The organism is Paenibacillus sp. NPDC058174, assembly GCF_042883865.1.
In the GTDB taxonomy this organism is placed as follows: Bacteria; Bacillota; Bacilli; order Paenibacillales; family Paenibacillaceae; genus Pristimantibacillus.
This window is the reverse complement of the sequence record NZ_JBHVUY010000001.1, coordinates 1,228,281-1,245,857: the sequence shown is the minus strand read 5'-3', so window position 1 is coordinate 1,245,857 and position 17,577 is coordinate 1,228,281. Positions and strand designations below refer to the sequence as shown.

Annotated in this window: 14 protein-coding genes; 6 read left to right on the top strand and 8 right to left on the bottom strand. The window is 51.0% G+C overall.

Translation table 11 applies throughout. The features are described from left to right. Positions 1 to 24: 24 nt before the first annotated feature. From ACFVVF_RS05530 to ACFVVF_RS05500, 7 genes are all read right to left on the bottom strand, one after another. Complete coding sequence (locus ACFVVF_RS05530; RefSeq protein WP_387806158.1) at positions 25 to 684, bottom strand: 2-hydroxy-3-keto-5-methylthiopentenyl-1-phosphate phosphatase; 660 nt, start codon at positions 682 to 684, stop codon at positions 25 to 27. Further along, a complete protein-coding gene (locus ACFVVF_RS05525) occupies positions 684 to 1,904 on the bottom strand; it encodes a 2,3-diketo-5-methylthiopentyl-1-phosphate enolase (protein WP_387806156.1) in 1,221 nt (406 codons plus the stop codon). The genes ACFVVF_RS05530 and ACFVVF_RS05525 overlap by 1 nt, the downstream gene beginning before the upstream one ends. Continuing rightward, positions 1,901 to 2,782: a pyrroline-5-carboxylate reductase gene (gene proC / locus ACFVVF_RS05520; protein WP_387806153.1), complete on the bottom strand. Its 882-nt coding sequence runs from the start codon at positions 2,780 to 2,782 to the stop codon at positions 1,901 to 1,903. The genes ACFVVF_RS05525 and proC overlap by 4 nt, the downstream gene beginning before the upstream one ends. A gap of 47 nt (positions 2,783 to 2,829) precedes the next feature. Next, positions 2,830 to 4,080 (bottom strand): glutamate-5-semialdehyde dehydrogenase, encoded by a 1,251-nt coding sequence (locus ACFVVF_RS05515; protein WP_387806151.1) that lies wholly within the window; start codon positions 4,078 to 4,080, stop codon positions 2,830 to 2,832. Positions 4,081 to 4,125: 45 nt separating this feature from the next. Beyond that, the gene (proB, locus tag ACFVVF_RS05510; protein ID WP_387808843.1) at positions 4,126 to 5,232 is read right to left on the bottom strand and encodes a glutamate 5-kinase; all 1,107 of its coding nucleotides are present in this window, start codon (positions 5,230 to 5,232) and stop codon (positions 4,126 to 4,128) included. A gap of 390 nt (positions 5,233 to 5,622) precedes the next feature. Further along, positions 5,623 to 6,813: a pyridoxal phosphate-dependent aminotransferase gene (locus ACFVVF_RS05505; protein WP_387806149.1), complete on the bottom strand. Its 1,191-nt coding sequence runs from the start codon at positions 6,811 to 6,813 to the stop codon at positions 5,623 to 5,625. Positions 6,814 to 6,974: 161 nt separating this feature from the next. Then, entirely contained in the window at positions 6,975 to 7,415 is a 441-nt protein-coding gene (locus ACFVVF_RS05500) for a hypothetical protein (protein WP_387806147.1), read from the bottom strand. 136 nt (positions 7,416 to 7,551) lie between these two features. Between ACFVVF_RS05500 and ACFVVF_RS05495 the strand changes: the two genes are divergently transcribed. Beyond that, entirely contained in the window at positions 7,552 to 8,346 is a 795-nt protein-coding gene (locus ACFVVF_RS05495) for a carbon-nitrogen family hydrolase (protein WP_387806145.1), read from the top strand. Between the two features lie 1,239 nt (positions 8,347 to 9,585). Here ACFVVF_RS05495 and ACFVVF_RS05490 read toward each other — a convergent pair. After that, entirely contained in the window at positions 9,586 to 10,476 is an 891-nt protein-coding gene (locus tag ACFVVF_RS05490; protein WP_387806142.1) for a LysR family transcriptional regulator, read from the bottom strand. Between the two features lie 212 nt (positions 10,477 to 10,688). Between ACFVVF_RS05490 and leuC the strand changes: the two genes are divergently transcribed. The 5 genes from leuC to ACFVVF_RS05465 all read left to right on the top strand — a co-directional run bounded on the left by leuC (position 10,689) and on the right by ACFVVF_RS05465 (position 17,543). After that, a complete protein-coding gene (leuC, locus tag ACFVVF_RS05485) occupies positions 10,689 to 12,104 on the top strand; it encodes a 3-isopropylmalate dehydratase large subunit (protein ID WP_387806141.1) in 1,416 nt (471 codons plus the stop codon). Between the two features lie 31 nt (positions 12,105 to 12,135). Then, positions 12,136 to 12,735: a 3-isopropylmalate dehydratase small subunit gene (leuD, locus tag ACFVVF_RS05480; RefSeq protein WP_387806139.1), complete on the top strand. Its 600-nt coding sequence runs from the start codon at positions 12,136 to 12,138 to the stop codon at positions 12,733 to 12,735. Positions 12,736 to 12,963: 228 nt separating this feature from the next. After that, on the top strand, positions 12,964 to 14,418 hold the full coding sequence (locus ACFVVF_RS05475; protein WP_387806137.1) for an N-acetylmuramoyl-L-alanine amidase family protein: 1,455 nt from the start codon (positions 12,964 to 12,966) through the stop codon (positions 14,416 to 14,418). A gap of 20 nt (positions 14,419 to 14,438) precedes the next feature. Then, a complete protein-coding gene (locus ACFVVF_RS05470; protein ID WP_387806135.1) occupies positions 14,439 to 14,993 on the top strand; it encodes a GerMN domain-containing protein in 555 nt (184 codons plus the stop codon). Positions 14,994 to 15,047: 54 nt separating this feature from the next. Next, positions 15,048 to 17,543, top strand: coding sequence for an S-layer homology domain-containing protein (locus tag ACFVVF_RS05465; protein WP_387806132.1), 2,496 nt, complete (start codon positions 15,048 to 15,050; stop codon positions 17,541 to 17,543). Positions 17,544 to 17,577: the final 34 nt, after the last annotated feature.

The window sequence follows — 17,577 nt, the reverse complement described above, 5'->3', positions numbered from 1 at the left end:
TCTCTGCTGCAGGGAGGCGGGATGCTAGGTTTGCTTCAACTGCTTTATAATGTCGTGGAAATCTTGAAATTCGAAATGCGGCAGCCCAAGCTCGCGACACTTCTCAGTGAGTATAGAACGGGAGAATACCGTATCTGCCAGCTTTGCTCCTTCAAAATCGGTTACGCTGTCTCCGATGAGAATCCGCTCGTATTCACTGTCCGGGAAGCGGCGCATAATCGTCGTCTTGCACATGCCGCAATCGTTGGTGCAATGCCCGTCACAAGGATGCGGCCATGTAATTTCGATATGCTCGCCGCTAAAGTCGCTGCCGTTGCAATAAATATGATCCTGCGGAATGCCGAACGGCTCCAGAATCGGATAGACGAAAAATTCAATGCCGCCGCTGGTTACATAAAATTCGATATCGGCTTCTTTGCAATAAGCCAGCAGATCAGCGAAGCCGTCACGGATTTTGGCATTGGTAATGCCGAATTCCACAACTTCCTTCTGCATCGAAGAGGGCAGCAGCCGGAACATTTGCCCGACTCCGTCGCGGATGGAAATTTCTTGCCCAATCACTTTAGTGGCAATAGCTTCCCAGCCCGGCGGATTGAAGTGGCGGATGATCGCTATAATGTTGTCATTCACCGTGATCGTACCGTCAAAATCGCAGAAGATGATGCGTTTCTTAGCTGCTGTCATTATTCTTTAACTCCCCATGCGTCAATTGCCGCCTGCAGCGGCTCATTGCCCGGTTGTGCTGCCGCCTCGCACAGCGGCGTACCGTTAAGTGAAGCGTCGATCGCGATGCGGAACGCTTGTCCGCCCGCTGCTGTGCCCATCGGATGGCCGTGAATGCCGCCGCCGGCATTTACAACGACGTCAGTGCCGAAGTCGCGTAAAATAAGCGAAACGAGTCCCGGATGAATGCCGGCCGACGGAACCGGAAAGCTGGTACGCAGCTTGTCCGACGGTGCGAGCAGCGCGTCTTTGACCGCCAGATTCTCTTCCTTCGGCATCACGACCGAGCCGTAAGGGGAAGGGAAGAGGACGAGATCGGCGCCTGCCAGCCGCATCAGCTTGCCAAGCAGCACGGATGCGCCGATGCCGTAATGCGGCGACGGATAGAAGGCGCCTGCCATAGCCGGATGCGCAGCGATCGGAACGTTGATCGAGCTGTCTTTGCTAAGCTCATGCAATACATCATAGCCGTAGGCCAGCACGTTGAACAACAAAGCATTGGCGCCTGCATTGATCGCTTTGCGTGCATTGTCTGCGAGCTGTGAAGTTGGCCCCGTAAGGTTTACGGCATAGAGCAGCTTTTGTCCTGTTTCCTGCTGCGCGCGCTGTGCTGCCGCCATGCAGACTTCAACGCGTTTCTCCAGCGGGGTCAGCGGATTCTCGAACAAAATTTCATCGTCCTTGATCAGATCGACGCCGCCGAGCGCCTGTTTGAAGAACTGATCCTCCAGATTGGCCAGATCATGGCCGACTACCGACTTGAAAATGCTCATCAGCAGCGGGCGGTCGTGTACGCCAAGCAAATCACGGACACCTTGCAAGCCAAATGCCGGACCCGGGAATGCCGATTGGAACTGCTCGGATACGTCCAGGTCGATCAGCTTGATCTTGCCGTCCATGGACAGCTTGCCGAAGATCGTAACGAGCAGCGCAGGGATGTCCCGGCTAAAGTTAATGTCAGGGTAGGCGATGCGAATGTCCGCATAACGTTCACCGCCGGCTGGTTCGTGAACATCGACCGACAGCACTTTGCCCAAGTGCTTTTCCATATCTGCTTTGCGTGCTTCCGGCAAGTCCGTCCAACTGCCGACCGTCAGGCCGACGGCAATGGATTGCGCTTTTTTATGAAAATCCGCTTTGTCATCATAGCTGCGGTAAGTAGCGATACATACTTGGCTCATTTCATGATGCTCCTTTCGATTTCAGCACCCAATTCTGCAGCGCGTTCCGAAGAGCGGAGCATGCCTTTAATGATCGTCTCGGCTAATTGGCCCGCCGCCATCGTCTCAATGGCCGCTTGCGTCGTGCCGTTAGGCGACGTTACTTTGCGTCTCAGCTCCGCCGGCTCCTCGCCAGTCGTCCGGACCATCTCAGCGGCGCCAAGCACCGTTTGCACGACGAGATCTTTAGCCGCTTCCGGTGGGAGTCCCAGCTTCTCAGCAGCAGCGAGCATCGCTTCCATGAAGTAATAGACATAAGCCGGACCGCTGCCGGACACGCCTGTAATGGAATCTTGAAGCGGCTCTTCGACGACGGCAGTAATGCCAACCGATTGGAAAATCGTTTCAGCAAGCTGGCGCTGCTCTTCCGATACGGTGCTAGAGAAGCTGATGCCTGTAGCGCCGAGTCCAATTGTGCTGGACGTATTCGGCATGGTGCGAACAATCGCATATTGGCCGCCCAGCAGCTTTTCGATCGAGGCGATTGAGATGCCCGCGATAACGGAAACGATAAGCTGTTTCTCGTTGACATGAGGGCGGATAGCTTCGATCGCTGCGACAGCGTCTTTAGGCTTCATCGCCAGAAAGATAACGTCTGCTTGCTTCAAATAGTTTTCGTTCGTCGAGCCTTCCAGCGTTGTTGCAATGCCGTAGCGCTGCGACAGCTCGCGCAATCTTTCGGTGTTGGAACGGTTAAGCATTGAGATCTGGGAAGGCGAAGTCAAGTTTTGATTCAAAATGCCGCGCATAATGGCCTCGGCCATCGAGCCGGCTCCGTAGAAGCTGAGCTGCAGCGACTGGATCGCCGCCGCTGCTCCGTTTGTTGCTGATCCTACCATTGTGGCAACCTCCATCTGGTTTATTGATGTGTTGTGTCCTATTTTAATTAACCGCGAATTTGTCCGTTTCCGTAAATGCGGTATTTAGTTGAAGTAAGCGCAGGCAGTCCCATTGGACCCCGTGCATGAAGCTTTTGCGTGCTGATGCCGATCTCTGCGCCGAAGCCGAATTCAAATCCGTCCGTGAAGCGGGTGGAGGCGTTGTGATAGACCGCTGCTGCATCCACTTCCTCCAGGAAGCGTTCCGCGTGTTTCACATCTTCCGTTACGATACATTCCGAGTGCTTCGTTCCGTATTTACGGATATGATCGAGTGCTTCGTCCAGATTCGAGACGATCCGGATATTCATGATATAGTCGCTGTATTCCGTCGCATAATCCTGCTCGGTAGCCAATACTGCTTGCGGCAGCAGCTTCAGCGTCTTGTCGTCACCCCGCAGCTCAACGTTAGCTGCTGTAAATTTATCAGCAAGCTGAACGAGGTAGCGGTCGGCAAAAGCCTCATGAAGAATAAGCGTCTCCATGGAGTTGCAGACAGATGGGCGCTGCACCTTGGCATTGTAAGCGATATTCGCTGTCATTTCATAATCAGCGCTGCTGTCGGCGTAGGTGTGGCAGATGCCAGCACCCGTCTCGATGACAGGAACGGTCGCATTGTCGACTACATTGCGGATCAGCGAAGCTCCGCCGCGCGGAATAACAACATCAAGCAAGCCGTTAAGCTTCAGCATCTCATTGACCGAAGCGCGGTCTGAATCCTCAATCAGCTGAATAGCGTCAGGCGGGAGGGCTGTCTGAGACAAAGCTTCCCGCAGCACCTTCACAATTTCACGATTGGAGTCGAGTGCAGCTGAGCCGCCGCGCAGTACGACGGTGTTGCCGGTTTTGAGACATAGGCCAACTGCGTCTACCGTAACGTTAGGGCGGGCTTCATAGATCATGCCGATGACGCCAAGCGGCACTCTTCTTTTCTCAACGCGCAGTCCATTTGGCCGGTCAAATTGCTCCAGCAGCTCTCCGACTGGATCTGGAAGCTCTATCACTTCCCGCAATCCTTCAGCAATAGCGGCTACACGCTGTTCATTCAAGGCAAGACGGTCAAGCAGAGAAGAGCTTGTGCCTTGCTCGCGGCCGCGTTGAAGATCCAGGCCGTTTGCCTCAATGATGGACGCCTGATTGGCGATTAGTGCATCTGCCATTGCATTCAGCGCGGCATTTTTTTGTTCAGTAGTCGCTTTGTTCATAAGTCCTGTTGCATTCTGAGCTAACGTCGCTTTCTGTCTAACTTCGCTTATCATATCGAAAACCTCCGCTCTTTATGTTGAATTCATAAGTATTTCTGATTATCGCAATGAAATCCATTCATCCCGGTGGATAACCTCGATGCGGGCAACATCAACCCGGCGCCGTACTTCCTCGGTGCTTAGCCCGGCAGCCGCTTGCACTTGCCAAGCCGCATAGCTGACGACGCCGCGTCCGATTGTCTCGCCGCTCTCGCCAACGACCTCGACGACATCTCCGGGATGGAACTCGCCTTCAATGTCGCGGATGCCGGCAGGGAGGAGGCTTTTGCCGCCGCTTAGAAGTGCGTGCTCCGCGCCGTTGTCGACAATGATTTTGCCCTTCGGCATGGAGTGGAAGCCAAGCCATTGCTTCTTCATCGGCAAGCTGTCAAGCTGCGTATCGAAGTAAGTGCCTCTGCCTTCTCCTGCGACAGCCAGCGCCAAATCTCCGGGCTGCTGCACCTTGCCGATAAAGGCATGTACGCCGCCGCGCATTGCGATTCTCGCCGCTTCGATTTTGGAGCGCATGCCGCCGGTTCCGACGGAGGAGCCGGAGTCTCCAGCGAGCTTCATAATCTCTTCGGAGATTTGATCGACACGCTCGATTTTGACCGCTTCCGGATTTTTTCGCGGGTCCTCCGTGTAGAGGCCATCCATATCGGTTATCATGACGAGCTGGCTCGCTTTGGTCATCGCGGCAACGAGAGAGGACAAATAATCATTGTCGCCAAACTTAAGTACAATTTCATGTGTAGATACCGTATCATTCTCGTTGATGATCGGTATCGTCCGCAGCCTGAGCAGCTCTTCAATCGTCATCAGCGCATTGGAGATGCGCTTGCGGTTGGAGAAGTCGGCGCGTGTCAGCAGAATTTGGGCGGCAACGATGCCATATTGGCTCATTGCCTCCTGGTAGGCCTGCATCAGGAGCGCTTGGCCAACTGCCGCTGCGGCTTGTTTTTCATGTACAGCCTTTGGTTTGGCAGGATACCCGATCTGGCGGAAGCCTGCGGCTACGGCGCCGGATGTTACTAATATGACGCTTGTGCCTCGCGCATGCAGGGCAGCAAGCTCTGAAGCGAAATAAGCAATCCGCTCGCGGTTCAGACCGCCTTCATCGGAGGTAAGCGAGCTGCTTCCGATTTTTACAACAATTCGTTCCGGCATCATCTGTCTCATCCCATTTCCTGACAAAATAAAAAGGCCCTCGTCCATAAAGGACGAAAGCCTGTGCTTCCGCGGTACCACCTTTGTTGACTGCCGGTTATGCATCTATCGCTGGCGATAGGCATAGATGTGCTGCAGTCCTGCTTCATGCCTCGTAACAGGAGGCGCTGTCCGGCTCATCACCGGCCGTTCAGGGGCTGGTTCGGCGAGCGATCGGGGTAAATTCTTGCAGCCTAAGGAATTTACTCTCTGTTCACGACCTGTTCAAGCTTACTATTCCCGTCATCACGTTACATGTTTAATTAAGGAATAGCATATCATGATCCGGCATTGCTGTAAAGCAAGGCAGATGAAGCATTTACGCGATTTTTTACAGTAAAAATAAGGCGTTTAGAACAAGCCAAGCTTGCCGATTCGCTCGACGGCTTCCACGAGCCGCTCTTCGCTTGTAAGCAGGCCCAGGCGGACGTAACCTTCGCCGTTCGTGCCGAAGCCAACGCCAGGTGCAACAACAACATCTGCTTCTTGGAGTACAAGGTCGGCGAAAGATTCCGAGGTATGGCCTTCCGGAACCGGAAGCCAGCAGAAGAAGGAGCCGCCGGGGCGATCCGCCTTCCAGCCGATACGGTCTAGTGCGCCAAACAGCGCTTCGCGGCGGCTTTCGTAAGTCGCATTGAGCTCTGTTACGCACTGCTGCGGGCCGGTGAGCGCTTCGGCTGCCGCTTCCTGAATGCCGCCGAACAAGCTGCAGTAGTAATGATCCTGAATCAAATTGATTAAGGAGACGATTTGGGGATTTCCGATGGCAAAGCCAACCCGCCAGCCGGCCATATTGTACGACTTGGACAGCGTGTAGAACTCGACACCAACCTCTTTGGCCCCCGGCGTCTGCAGGAAGCTGATCGGCCGTTTGCCGTCAAAGCCAATGGCACCGTAAGCGAAGTCGCTTGCGACACCGACGCCAGTCCGGCGGGCAAAAGCAACCGTTTCTTCATAAAAAGCCGGGGTTGCGACTGCGCCGGTCGGATTGTTCGGGTAATTCATGAACATCAGCTTGGCCCGTTTTAGCGTTTCCTCATCAATTGCGCTGTAATCCGGAAGGAAGTCCCGGTCAGCAGTCAGCGGCATAAAGCGCATTTCCGCTCCTGCCAACGCCACGCCAGACCAGTAGTCGGGATAGCCGGGATCAGGCACGAGGCAGACGTCACCGGGATTAAGCAGGCATTGGCTAATTTCGACCAGTCCTGTTTTGCCTCCGAATAGGATAGCGACTTCAGTCGCCGGATCTATGTCGACGTTGTAATCTTCTTTATAACGCTTCGCAACGGCTTCCTTTAGAAAAGGAAAACCGCTGAATGGCGGATAGCGGTGATATAACGGATTGGCCGCTGCTTCCTGCAGCTTTGCCACGATATGCGGGGGAGTCGGCTGATCCGGATTGCCTTGGCCCAAGTTAATAACGTCGCGGCCTTTCGCAACCTGTGCATTCGCTTTAGCTACGAGCTTGGCGAAAAATTGCGTCGGCAATCCCGTCATCCGCTCCGCGGGTTTAATTGTATGTTGTCCGATTTGCGTTTCCATTCCCTCACACTCCACAAATAGTTGCTTCTCTCATAAGATCGACATTGAATTTAATGTAGCATGCGAAAACCTTTTATGTCGAGTATATTAGTCGGCATGAGAGGGAATGGAGCCGGATTAGTGGTATCGTATCCGCAGTCTGGCCGGATGCTCGGCTTAGCCTAAGGCAGCCCGATTTTTTGAATGAATGGTTTAATGTCCGCGCTGAAAAGAAGCAAGTAAGGTCTGCGCTGCTCGTCGAATACGAGTAAGAGCGGCGGCTTGTCATCGCAATAAAAGAGGAAAACGTCTTCCGCGGCAACCTTGATGCCGTTCACTTTAATCGTGGCGGGCTTTTCAAGCGGAATGCGGTATACATAGCTGCAGGTGTCGTCATTTTTGAGCTGCGGGGCGAGACCCGTTACGGAACCGATCCAGCTATGGGCAAAGCTTTGGAATTGCTTGTCATTGGGTACGCTTTTTACAACCTTTCCTGCTTTGACATCAAATACTTGAACGGGCTTGAACGGCTCATCCTTCGGAGCCTCCGCCGATACGGACATTGCAAAGCCAAACATCATGCCTACTGCGAGCAGCATCGCTGCTATACGTTTGAGCGGCATAAACATCTCTCCTTTTTAAGTGGGGGATTCAGATTCAGGTCAGGCATCGAAATTAGAATTCCCAACTTGACAGAGAACCATGAGAGGGTATCATTAGGGAAAAAATAATAATGTTTTGTGAAGGGAAGTTTTACCCATGACATCATCATTGCGGATCGCGCTTCTGCAAATGCATATCGAGGTTGGCCAGCCGGAGGCTAATTTCGCGAAGCTTACAAGCATGCTGGAGGAGACGGTTGCCGGGCCACGCAAGCCCGATGTAATCGTCTTTCCGGAGATGTGGAATACCGGTTATGCATTGACAGAAATCAATGAGCTTGCAGATCCTGAGGGCGAGCGGACGAAGGCGTATATTTCAGCATTCAGCCAAAAACATGGCGTCTACGTTGTTGCCGGCTCTATTGCGGAGCAGAAGGCTGATGGCGTGTACAATACGATCTATGCTTTTGACCGTGAAGGCCAGGAAATCGGCGACTACTCCAAAATCCATCTGTTCCGTCTTATGGATGAAGAGAAATATTTGGCGGCAGGCGACAAGCTGGGCCAGCTGCAAATTGAAGGCCATCAAGCAGGAATGATGATTTGCTATGATATCCGTTTCCCGGAGCTGTCGCGCAAACTTGCGCTGGAGGGTGCCAAGCTGCTGTTCGTTCCTGCGGAATGGCCGCATCCGCGCCTTCATCATTGGCGGACGCTGCTTACGGCCAGAGCGATCGAGAACCAGATGTACGTTATAGCTTGCAACCGTACAGGAACAAGCGGCGAAACGGCGTTTTTCGGCCATTCCATGGTGCTTGATCCATGGGGCGAAACGATCGTCGAGGGCGGCGAGGAAGAGGCGATTCTATACGCCGATATTGATCTGTCGCTAGTCGATTCCGTGAGAGCGAAAATTCCGGTGTTCGAGGATCGCCGGCCGAAGCTTTATTAGGCGGTTGTTGGGATTGAAAGAAGTGCAGTGCAGTGCAGAGCGAGGTTCTCCAGTAAATGGAGAACCTTGTTTGCGTTTGTGGGGGAAGAGGGAGTGGGGAAAGAAAAAGTAGATAGAAAGGTAGATAGTTAGACAGAAAGTTCGGGTATAAGTAAGTTGGTTGGATCATTCGTGTACAGTCAGAAAGTGGCTATGAAAGTCTGGGTGCGAGCGTTGTGATAATCTGAATCTCATCAAAGTAAATAAACCGGACAGTAGCAGAAATCTCCTCGCAGCTTTCGATTAACGAACCAGCTTCGCTATTTAATGTAAGTAACTTCGCTGCCTTGCTGTACTTTCGGCAATTTTGAGACATTAGCTGAACAACAATGCACATTTTTACTCTACTAGGAAATGCGTTGACACTATAGCGAAAAAACATGCGTTATAGGGGTTTTCAGACCAAATGCGGGCGTGTATAACGAAAAAAGCTCTGTTAAATAGCGAAGCTGGTTCGTTATTTCTGATTAATGAACCAGCTTCGCTATTTAACGGAAGAAATTTCACTACCTTTCCGATCGTTCGGTGATTTTGAGCCATTAGAGGATCAATAATGGATATTTTTTCTCAATAAGGAAATGCGTCTACACTATAGCGAAAAAACATGCGTTATAGGCCTTTTCAGGCTGAACGCAGGCATGTATAACGAAAAAAGCTTCGCTATTTAACGGAAGTAACTTCACTACCTAGCTGATCTTTCGGCGATTTTGAGCAAATAGAGGATCAGTAATGCACATTTTTTCTCAATAAGGAAATGCGTCTACACTATAGCGAAAAAACCTGCGTTATAGACGTTTTCAGTCCAAATGCAGGCATCTATAACGAAAAAAGCTCCGTTAAATAGCGAAGCTGGTTCGTTGTTTCGGATTAGCGAACCAGCTTCGCTATTTAACGTAAGTAACTTCGCTACCTTACTGTACTTTCTTCGATTTTGAGCCATTAGGGGGTCAATAATGGACATTTTTTCTCAATAAGGAAATGTGTTTACACTATAGCGAAAAACCTGCGTTATAGACGTTTACCGGCAAAATGCGGACATGTGCAACGAAAAAAGCTCCGCAAATTAGCGAAGCTTCTTCGTTAGAATAGTTAGTTACTAGGTGGAGTCAGTTACGTGAAAGCCAATTTAGAGTTAGGTTAGAGCATAGAGCATTACAGTTACAGCTAAATCACAGCCAGAGCTATCACAGCTCCATCACTCTAATACTGGCTCATCGTACTATTCATCGTCCGGATGAAAGCGTCGGCCGCTTTCGAGAGGTAGCGGCCCTTACGGTAGGCGATGACCAGCGTGCGTGAAGGGTTGTCAGCTAGCGGCAAGTAAGCGGGAGCGAACTCGCTTCCCCGGTAGCGGGTGAGCATACGGGGTACGAAGGCGATGCCCATGCCGCCGGCGACTAGTGATTGAATCGTCTCCATGTTGCTGCTTTCGAAGACGATATTCGGCGTGAAGCCGGAGCGCTGGCAGAGCTCGACCGTAATTTGCCGGAAGCCCTGTCCCTTTTTGAGGCCGATGAAGGATTCATCCTTCAGCTCTTTAATCTTCAGCGGAGCGTCAGCTCCGGCAAGGCGATGCTGTGGAGGCACAGCCAGACAGATTTCTTCTTCCATTAATACTTCCCATGCGAGGGAGGAGTCCTCCAAAGGCAAGGAGAGCAGGCTGATGTCGGTGCCGCCGCTGGCGGTCAGCTGCTCAAGCCTCGCCGAGGTTTCCTCCATCAGCACCACTTCAATTTGCGGATACAATTCGCCGAACACAGGCAGCACGTGCGGCAAAATATGTGCACCCGTTATTGGCATCGTCCCGACGACGAGACGGCCGCGCCGCATTTGCGCCATATCGTCCATTTCCTGCTTCAATTGCTCGACGGCGTCGAGAATGGTCTGTGATTTGGTGATGAAAACTTCGCCCGCCTGAGTTAACTCGACAGAATTGGTCGTGCGCCGGAATAGAAGCACGCCCAGCTCTTGCTCCAGCTTGGACAGCTGCTGGCTGAGAGAAGGCTGGGCAATATGGAGCTTTTCGGCAGCGCGGGAGAAGTTTTTTTCAAGTGCAATCTGTTTGACATACTGAAGTTGTCTAAGTTCCATAGCGGAAAAATTCTCCCTTTCAAAAATAGGTTTTCTCTCTATTCTCACTGATAGATGGGGTATTCTCATTCATACGCGCTTACGCAACTTCTATAGCTGATACCTATAAACGTTATAGATATTATATCTTAGATCAATCAAGAAAGAAATGCTATGCTAGTTCCATCTTAATAAGAGCTATAGAGAAACATTGATAAGACGGGGTGAACATAATGACGAAAAGAACAATGTTTGAAAAAATTTGGGACAATCACGTCATTCATCAAGAGGAAGGCCAGCCGAGCATCATTTATATCGATCTGCAGCTGGTGCACGAAGTAACTTCGCCGCAAGCTTTCGAAGGACTTCGGATGTCGGGCCGCAAAGTGCGCCGCCCGGATCTGACTTTCGCAACGATGGATCACAATGTACCGACGAAAGATCGTTACAATATTACAGATCCGATCTCCAAGCAGCAAATCGACACGCTTACGCAAAACTGTAAAGATTTTGGCGTAAAGCTGTTTGACCTCGATAACATCGACCAAGGTGTCGTTCACGTTATGGGTCCGGAAATCGGCCTGACGCACCCGGGCAAAACGATCGTTTGCGGCGACAGCCACACTTCGACACACGGCGCGTTTGGCGCACTTGCTTTCGGTATCGGTACATCCGAAGTCGAACACGTTATGGCTACGCAATGCTTGCAGCAATCGAAGCCAAAAACGATGGAAGTCCGCTTCAAAGGCAGCCGCAAACCAGGCGTAACGGCAAAGGACTTGATCCTGGGCGTTATTGCGCAATACGGTACTGACTTTGCAACAGGCTACGTAATCGAGTACACAGGCGAAGCCATCCGTACTTTGACAATGGAAGAGCGTATGACGGTCTGCAACATGTCGATCGAAGGCGGCGCGCGCGCTGGTCTGATCGCACCGGACGAAACGACTTTCAACTACCTGAAAGGCCGCGAGTACGCACCTGCGAACTACGATGCAGCAGTTGCAGAATGGAAACAGCTGACGACTGACGAAGGCGCAAGCTATGACACCATTGTGGACTTCGACGTAGACTCGCTGATCCCGCAAGTAACTTGGGGCACAAGCCCGGGCATGGGTACGGACATTACGTCCAAAGTTCCATTCCCTCAAGATCTGCCTACGGAAAACGAGCGCAAAGCAGCAGAAAAAGCGCTTGAATATATGGATCTGAAACCAGGCACACCGATGACTGAAATCGAAATCGATTATGTATTTATCGGTTCCTGTACGAACGGACGTATCGAAGACCTTCGCGCTGCAGCGGAAATCGCTCGCGGCTACAAAGTCAGCGACCGCGTAACAGCTATCGTCGTTCCAGGCTCTGGCCGTGTTAAAATCCAAGCGGAAAAAGAAGGCCTCGACAAAGTATTTATCGAAGCTGGATTCGAATGGCGTGAAGCGGGCTGCTCCATGTGCCTTGCGATGAACCCGGACGTGCTTCAACCGGGCCAACGCTGCGCATCGACTTCCAACCGTAACTTCGAAGGCCGTCAAGGCCGCGGCGGACGTACGCACCTTGTATCGCCGGCAATGGCAGTGGCTGCAGCGGTTAACGGACGCTTTACCGATGTACGCGACTGGAACGTTAAATCCGAAGTGTTGAACTAATTGAACGTGTGAAGAGAGGGGTATTACCGATATGGAACCATTCAAACAACTAACGGGCATCGTTGCCCCGGTCGACCGCGTAAATGTCGACACGGACGCTATCATCCCTAAACAATTTCTGAAACGCATCGAGCGCAGCGGCTTTGGCCAATTTCTGTTCTTCGAATGGCGCTTTCACGAAAACGGTGAAGTAAACGCTGATTTCGAGCCCAACAAGCCGCGTTATCAAGGCGCTTCCGTCTTGATCTCCCGTGCCAACTTCGGCTGCGGATCTTCCCGTGAGCACGCGCCTTGGGCGATTTTGGACTACGGCTATCAAGTCGTAATCGCGCCTTCGTACGCGGATATTTTCTACAACAACTGCTTCAAAAACGGCATTCTGCCAATCAAGCTGAGCGAAGAGCAAGTCGAAGACCTGTTCCAGCGCACGGCGAAAAACGACGGCTACAAGCTGACTGTCGATCTGGAAAACAAGCGCCTTACGGATGAGTACGGCCTGGACCTTTCCTTTGATCTTGACGAGCACCGCCGCCAATTCCTGCTGCAAGGTCTGGACGATATCGGCCTGACGCTGAAGCATGAAGACAAAATTACGGCGTATGAGCAAAAAATCGCCGCTAAACTTGGTTAATACGCAGCTTATGAGAAGACGGTCCCCCCAAACAGGGGGCCGTTTTTGTTTATAATCGTTAATTACTGGGTAAGGAACCAGTGTGTGCAACGTTTTCCGGGACAGGAAAGAAAAACCTAAAACATTGTCCAAGCACGCAACTTTTTCTGCCTTCATGCGTCTAAAAATTGTCTGGTTAAGTCGAATGAGCACATTCGATGCGGGCAATTTCAGTCATCGAGGTGGAAAATGAAGAAGTTTGTACCCATTTTGTTGTTTATGTCGGTATTGTTCACTTTATTTGCCGGCGTCGGACAAGCCGCTAGCGCGGCTGTTGTTCCGAAGCTGTATTTGAACGATCAGCTGTTGAAGCCAACAGTAGATCCGCAGATCGTTCAAAAAGGGTATACGATTGTTCCGATTAGACTTGTATCCGAAAGCATTGGTTACAAGGTAACCTGGATGGAGCAGTCGCAGACAGTCATCATACATAGTGAAACTGACGAAATCATCTTGAAGATCAACGACAGCATCGCATTGGTAAACAACGAAAAAGTGCAAATGGACACGCCTGCAGTCGTGCTGAAAGGGAATACCCTTATCCCTCTCCGCTTCATCGGGGATAATCTTGGCATTAAGGTCGTATGGAACAACGACTCCAAGTCCGTGTATATGTACAAGGATGACAAGCCGGTAGACCCTACAAACCCTACGGAGCCTTCTACGCCGTCAACAGATCCGCTAGGCAAGCTGACTTCTATCCAGTATGACGGGATGAACGGTATCGTAATCAATTATGAAGGAGCGGCAACGGCAAAGACGCCGTTCAAGCTGGACAACCCTAAGCGGATCGTTATTGATTTTCCGAACGTAGGGTATACGGATGAGCTCGCCGCGCAATTTAGCGGTGCTGAAGGGAAAATTCCGGTAACGGGACATGCTACACTGACGCAAATCAGATATTCCTTGTTCTCCAATAGTCCTGTAACTGCGCGTATCGTGCTTGATCTGTCAGCCGATGCAGGTGTTGAGTTGACGCCGGGTACCAATGAGCTGCGCATTAGCATGACGGATGGTGCGACAACAACGCCTACTGATCCGACAACACCTACCGATCCAACAACTCCAACAACGCCAGTGGATCCGAATCCTCCAACGAATAAGATTTACAACGTCGTAATTGACGCTGGCCATGGAGGCACCGATCCGGGCGCGAAAAGTATTTTGACTGGCAAATGGGAGAAGGAATTCAACTTGGCTTTGTCGTTGAAGGTGAAAGCGCTGCTCGATAAAGAGAAAAATATTAAGCCGCTGCTCAGCCGGCCGGATGACAATTTTGTAACCCTTGCGAACCGCGTCACGTTTGCAAAAAACAATAAAGCGGACTTATTCGTATCCATTCATGCGAACAGCAATCCGAAAGCGGATGTTTCGGGCTCGGAAACCTATTATTATCGCGAAGACAGCAAAGCATTCGCTAACGTCATTCACAAGCATTTCGCGAAAGGGACAGGCCTCAAGGACAGAGGTGTGAAGAAGGAAAGTTTCCATGTAATCCGGGAGACGACAATGCCGGCTGTGCTGCTGGAAGCAGGCTTCCTCTCCAATCTGTCGGACTCTAACACATTGTTCAGCGATGCTGCCCAGACTAAAATGGCGCAAGCGATCGTAGCGGGCATTAAAGAGTACTTGAAACTTTCATAAGAAAGCGAGTGAGCAACATCATGCGTAAACCGATCAAGTGGGTACTGCCACTGCTGCTGCTGGCAGCTATTACAACAGCATGCGGCGGCAACTCTGCAACGAAAGGCGGCTCGGCTCCCACGGAGGAGCCGACAGCAACGCCAACCGCATCGCCTGAGCCTACGGAGCCGGCTAAAAAAGAGGCAAAGATTGACGTCTATTTTGCCGATAAAGAATTTAACGCTGCAATTAAGCAGCAAGCGGACGTTGAATACAGCGATGATGCCGAGTTAGTGGAGCAGGCCGTTAAGGCATTGCAAGCGGAAGGCGAGGGAGAAGCCCAATCGCTGTGGAAGCCCATCGAGCTATTGTCGGTTAAGCTGGAGAACGGCCAGGTAACGGTCGATATTCACTTGCCGGATGAAGCAAGACTTGGGGCGCCGGGTGAAGCCATGGTGCTGGATAACTTGGAGCAAACGCTGTTCCAATTCGATTTTGTCCAGTCCTATGATCTGCTGGTAGACGGCCAGCCTGCTGAAAGTCTTATGGGCCATATTGAATTGGAGCATCCGACGCTGCGTTCCGCACAAGAATAGATAATAGAGCAGTTGCCTATAGAAACAGCAATATTATAAGGAGGAAATTCATACATGCCATCGCAATCTTCCCGTACCAAATTAGTAGCCAGTGCACTAGCTTTTACTTTGCTTGCCGGCGGTGTGCCAGCCATCCTCCCCGCTCAATCGGCGTTTGCCGCAGCGGTTGGAAATACTCCTTTTACTGACGTTAGCGCCGGTCACTGGGCCGAGAAGCACATTGCCAAGCTTGCGCTGCAAGGCATCGTAAACGGATATGTGACTGCTAACGGAACTTCGGAATTCCGTCCAGCCAAAAGCGTGACGCAGGAGGAAGCCATTGTAATGGCGCTTCGGTTCGCCGGACTCCAGAACGAAGTGCAAGTCGGAGGTACGGTAACGTTCCCGGATACTTTCAAAGTAAGCGCCTATTTCAAGCCTTACGTGAAATATGCCTTGGATAAAGGCATTTTGGATGAGAAAGAAGAGTTTGCTATCGCTGCCGGCAACGGCGGCAAAGGCTGGGGCGATATTGCCGCTTCCAGGGAATGGATAACGAAGCTGCTTGTTCGCGCAATTGGCGAAAACAATAAAGCACTTCAACTTGCCAATACGAAATCAGCCTTCAACGACGATGCTCAAATCGCCTCCAACTATCGCGGTTATGTGAATGCAAGCGTGTCATTAGGGCTGGTAAAGGGTGTAACTGCGGATAAATTCGATCCGAAGGCGCCGGTCAACCGGATGAGCCTGGCAGCGCTGTTCAGCCGCGCCGAAGCTCTTTTCCCCGTGCAGTACGAAGGGCAAATTAACGGTATCGTAACGAAGCTGAGCAGCAGCTCGGTTACGGTATATAACGGTGGTACCGAGCAGACGTATACAGTTGGTTCGGACACGTTATTCTACCGGGCAGACAGTGATACGGCGATATCCGCTTCGGCTATTAAGCTGTATACGAAAATTTCCGCTATTGCGAAATCCGGCAAAGCACTGTATTTGGAGTCGCTCAGCGATGAGCAGCAGGTCGAGACGATTACTGCAAAGCTGGACCGCGTGAATGCGGCAGGCAAATATATTTATGTATGGATCAATGATGAGCCAGTTAAAATCAACTTTGGCGATGATTTGACGATTCTCGATCTGTCGGGCAATACGCTTAAGCTTGCTGATTTGAAACGCGACAGCAGCTTGACAATTACCCTCGATAAATTCCGTGACCAACGTCTGGCCGTGAAGTTGGTTGCTGATCAGCAGACCGGAGCTGGAACGGTTAAAGGACAATTTTTCAACGCGGACAATACGATTATTACTTATATGGATGCGAACAAAGAGCTGGTCACCAAGTTTTTGGCCAGCAAGGTTGATGTGACGATTCCTGGCATCACCTCAGCAACGATCGATGATCTGGTGAAGGAAGCCGATGAAATCGAGCTGACGATCAATGACAATGACCGGGTTACGGCTGTGAAGGTCGTGAACCGCAATGTAGAAACGTTGAACGGGGCAACGGTAGAGAGCTACTCGCCAGACAAGAAGATGATGGTTATCATTGATGCCTCCGGCAAAAATGCTTCTATTATTTACTTGAATGATAAAACGAAAATCGATTATAACGGCAAAGCCATCTCCATAGCAGATGCAGCTGAATATTTGACAAAAGGGCGGAAGCTCAACATTAACGCATCCGGCCAAGCTGCTATCTCGGTACAATTTATTTATAAGCAAACGGGCGTTATCACTTCAATTAATACGTCCAGCAACACGATCAGTTTGAACGACGGCAAAGCGATCATCAGCGTACCTTACGTTAGCGGCCCGACTGTTGAGCTGGGCGGTCAATCTTACGGTACTTTGACTGATCTGAAGGTTGGAGATACGATCACTGCGCTTTTGGATTCCAATCAAACGAAGGCGTCGACGATCCAATTGCATAAAACGTTCCAATATACAGTTACCTCTATTAACAGCCAGAACAAGAGAGTAACGGTATCGACGGGAGTTGGCTCTGCAACTCGTGATCTGGATCTGTCCGGTATTGATATTACCGATGAGAAGGGCACGAAGCTGTCAGTCGACAAGCTTTCGCTTGGCACGAATATTAATGTTGCGTATATCGGCAAAGCGATTCAATACGTGAAAGCGATCGAATACACGTATGGGACGATTCAATCCGTTAATACAACAGGCTTTGTCGTAGCCTTTAAGAACGGTACGACTAAGTCTATTTCGGTAGGCGGCAGCTTTAAAGTAAACAAGGGAACAAGCTCGGCTGCGAATCTCTCGCTGCTGCAAGCGGGGGACATTGTTGAGGTGTACTTGGATGCAGGGGATACTGTCATCGTGAACGTTGCGGTAGGCGAGCAGCGTACATTTACTTCGTACAGCGCATCGGACAGCACGTTATGGACGTTAATGACATCCTCGGCTGACAATGCCAACTTCTTCCGTGTGACGGAGGAGACGAAAGTGACCTATAAAGGCGATAACATTGCAATCAGTACGCTGAAAAGCGGAGATGCCATCATCGTTTACGGGTTCCGCAATAAGGCCTATGAAATTAAAAAAGTGTAAAATCGTAAGGTTATGTGAAAAAACTGCCCCTCCG